Source organism: Pseudoalteromonas sp. SR45-5 (assembly GCF_014163565.1).
GTDB lineage: Bacteria > Pseudomonadota > Gammaproteobacteria > Enterobacterales > Alteromonadaceae > Pseudoalteromonas > Pseudoalteromonas distincta.
The window spans coordinates 1-3,901 of the sequence record NZ_JACJDN010000388.1 but is presented as its reverse complement, the minus strand read 5'-3'; the positions used below and the strand labels follow the sequence as shown (position 1 = coordinate 3,901).

Annotated in this window: 3 protein-coding genes; all 3 read right to left on the bottom strand. The window is 42.5% G+C overall.

The features are described 5' to 3' along the window. Window positions 1-511: uroporphyrinogen-III C-methyltransferase (gene cobA, locus H5072_RS13820; RefSeq protein ID WP_182693843.1), on the bottom strand; the 511-nt coding region annotated here is incomplete at its 3' end. A gap of 9 nt (window positions 512-520) precedes the next feature. Continuing rightward, the gene (nirD, locus tag H5072_RS13815) at window positions 521-874 is read right to left on the bottom strand and encodes a nitrite reductase small subunit NirD (RefSeq protein ID WP_182693842.1); all 354 of its coding nucleotides are present in this window, start codon (window positions 872-874) and stop codon (window positions 521-523) included. After that, window positions 861-3,434 carry a nitrite reductase large subunit NirB gene (nirB, locus tag H5072_RS13810; RefSeq protein WP_182693841.1) on the bottom strand — a complete coding sequence of 858 codons (2,574 nt, stop codon included), beginning with the start codon at window positions 3,432-3,434 and terminating at the stop codon, window positions 861-863. Before nirB ends, nirD begins: the two co-directional genes overlap by 14 nt. Window positions 3,435-3,901: the final 467 nt, after the last annotated feature.

Below are 3,901 nucleotides of genomic sequence, written 5' to 3'. Positions count from 1 at the left end.
TAACACTACGCGCTACATCGCGTGCAGTGAGCGGAATACCCGTATAAGCGGACGTAGCACAAGCCGTTGTCACACCCGGAACAATAGCAAAATTAATATTATGCTCACTAAGCGCATCGGCTTCTTCGTTAATACGTGCAAATATACTCGGATCGCCGCCTTTTAAACGCACTACGTTTAAGCCTTGTTGTGCGTATTTAACCAGTAGTTCGCAAATGTTAGCTTGGGTCATCGAATGTTTACCCGCACGTTTACCTACAAATACTCGCTGTGCTTTTTTAGGAAGCGTTTTTAATAAATCATCGCTTACTAACCAATCGTATAAAACAACATCGGCGGTATTAATTAAACGCTGCGCTTTTACTGTAATTAGCTCTGCGTCTCCTGGGCCCGCACCAATTATATAAACGTTGCCGCTTTTGACGCTGCGACTATTTGAGCTTGTTAGCTTAGTAACAAGCTTATTTAGCCACACGTTTTCAATACCCGAAAAATAAGACAGTACACTCATACTATTCCCTTAAGCCACTGCTGTTGTAACTTTTGGTTCAGCGCTTATAAATACACTGCCGTCTTCAATTTTTGCATTAAAAACCGGTAGGTGTATTGCTTCTGCTTCTAAACATTCGCCTGTTTCTAGGCAAAAGTGTTGCTTATATAAAGGCGATGCGACAACTAATTTATTGTCGACTGAGCCAATAATGCCACGCGACAATACATTGGCTTTGCCAATCGGGTCGTAGTTGCTAATGGCAAACACAGCCGTTGGATTTTGTGGAATGTAAAAAATAGCCACTTGCTGATTATTAACTAATGCGCATACGCCGCTATTAGCCACTAGGTTGTCGATTGTTCCAATATTATGCCAAGACATCAGCTTGCTCCTGTTCAACTTCCATTACTGGAATACGGTTTTGTGTATTACGTTGCTCACGTTTTTCGGCTTCTGTAGCAGGGCGAATTTGGTTACGCTCTTGCACAAACAAAATGTTGTCGTCGGTTTCGGGGCTATTAACAAACTGGCGGAATCGTTTGGCAGCATCTGGGCTTTCAATCGCTTTTTTCCATTCACACGCATAGGTTTGTGTAATTAATTCCATTTGCGCTTCTAGCTCGTCGCAAATGCCTAAGCTGTCGTCAATTACTACGCTTTTAAGGTAGTCTAAACCGCCTTCAAGGTTTTCCATCCATACCGACGTACGCTGCAATTTGTCAGCCGTTTTAATGTAAAACATAATTACGCGGTCAATGTATTTAATTAGTGTTGGCGTGTCTAAATCGGTCGCAAATAAATCAGCATGGCGAGGGCGCATACCGCCATTACCACACACGTATAAGTTCCAGCCATTTTCGGTGGCTATAATGCCAATATCTTTACTTTGTGCTTCGGCGCATTCGCGGGTACAACCCGATACCGCCATTTTAAATTTATGCGGTGCGCGTAACCCTTTGTAGCGGTTTTCAATTTCTATTGCGTGTCCAACGCTATCTTGCACACCATAACGACACCACGTACTACCCACACAAGATTTAACAGTTCTAAGAGACTTACCATAGGCATGACCGGTCTCAAATCCGGCTTCTATAAGTCGCTCCCAAATAACAGGAAGCTCTTCTAAACGCGCACCAAATAAATCGATACGCTGACCACCAGTGACTTTGCAGTACAGGTTAAAGTCTTTGGCTACTTGTCCAATTACAATGAGTTTGTCGGGTGTTATTTCGCCGCCAGCAATACGGGGTACCACAGAGTACGAACCATCTTTTTGCATATTTGCTAGGTACGTATCGTTAGTGTCTTGCAAACCAACATGAGCGGGCTCTAAAATAAAGTCGTTCCATGTTGAGGCTAAAATAGAGCCAATGGCAGGTTTACATATTTCACAGCCATGACCGCTGCCGTGTTTAGTTAGTAAGTCATCAAACGTTTTAATGCTTTCTACTTTTACCATGTGCAATAGTTCTTGGCGTGAATACGCAAAGTGCTCACATACATGGTTGATAACTTCAACACCACGACTTGCTAATTCGTTATCAACAACTGATTTTAGTAACGCAGCACAACCGCCACAGCCGCTTGCTGCTTTAGTGCATGATTTTACCGAGGCTAAATCGCATGAGCCGCCATCGATTGCACCCACGATGTCGCCTTTACTCACATTGTGACACGAACAAATAGTGGCGGTGTCGGGTAGGGCACTGCCAGATAACGACGGCGCGCCGCCGCTATCTGGTAAAATTAAACACTCAGGGTTTTCTGGTAAGTCCATGTCGTTAAGCATGTACTGCAATAAAGTATCGTAGTCGCTGGTATCGCCAACTAGTACAGCGCCCAGTAATTTATCGCCTTTTTCACTTAGTATGATTTTTTTATAACAGCCGCGAATAGCGTCTTGGTATATAAGCTCTTTACAGTCAGGCGTTTTTGCATGAGCGTCGCCAATTGAGCCTACTTCTACGCCTAACAACTTAAGTTTAGTGCTCATGTCGGCACCTAAAAACTCAAGCTCGCCACCACTTAATTGGCTCGCTGCAACGCGCGCCATGTTGTAACCCGGTGCGACTAAGCCAAATAGTTTTTTGTCCCACAGGGCGCATTCCCCAATGGCTAAAATATCAGGATCAGATGTTTGGCATTGGTTATTAATAATAATACCGCCGCGCTCACCGAGTTCTAAATCAGCAATTTTGCCGAGTTGGTCATACGGGCGAATACCAGCAGAAAACAAAATTAGGTCTGTTTCTAAAAATGACTCATCCGAAAAATTTAATCTAAAGCGACTGGTTTCGCCTTTTACTATTTCACTGGTTGCCTTTGATGTGTGTACCGTTACGCCAAGTTCTTCTATTTTATTTTTTAGAAGCGTACCGCCTTGTCCATCAAGCTGAACAGCCATAAGCTGCGGTGCAAATTCAACTACGTGGGTATCAAGTCCTAGTTGCTTAATCGCATTTGCGGCTTCAAGCCCTAACAAACCACCGCCAATAACTACACCACTTTTACTTACAGCTGCACTGGCTTTTATTTGTTCTAAATCTTCTAATGTGCGATACACCAAACAATGGGGTTGGTCGTTACCTTTTATAGGCGGCACAAACGGAAATGAACCTGTAGCGAGTATAAGTTTGTCGTACGGGTATTGCTCACCGGTTAATGTGGTCACTATTTTTGCTGATCTATCAATGTCTTCAACCCACTGGCTGGTATGCACATTAATATTTAGTTGTTTATAGTTGTCGTGAGTGGTAAGTGCTAAATCGGCGGCTGTTTTGCCATCAAATAAACTTGATAAATACACGCGATCGTATGCAAGATTTGCTTCTCCGCAAAGTACGGTAATGTCTGCGTTGGCATCGCTTTGGCGCATTTGCTCAACAAAGTGGTGTCCGACCATACCATTACCAATAATGAGTATTTTTTGCGAGGTTTGCATATGGCATTCCTTAAAGTGACGGTTTAAATACAAATAACAAAAAAGCCCGCCACAAATACGCATTAAGCATAATTGTGTGCGGGCTTCTTTGCCGATGGTTGCTAATAGCTATAGTGCCAACAACCTAAATTTTTGCCGTAAATAAAACTGGCTTGTTAATAGAGTGTTTGCAAAAACATAGCCAGTTTTTTAAGTTGTTGTTTAAATAGTATTTAATGTTTTTTTAGAGTGAATGAAAAACCCGTTTTGACATATGTTGGTGCGCGCCTGGCACTAAGAGGGTGCAAGTATTGTCATTGTATTGTGCATTATCAGTCAATAAAACACCCATTATCATTCATTGTGTATTGAGTTAAATTTAGCCCATAAAATACGCACACGAATTACAAGCAAAATGATAAACACAAACTCAATAGATGCTTCCCCTTTTCATGAAGGCGAGTTGGCAATACAAGACAAACTCGGTA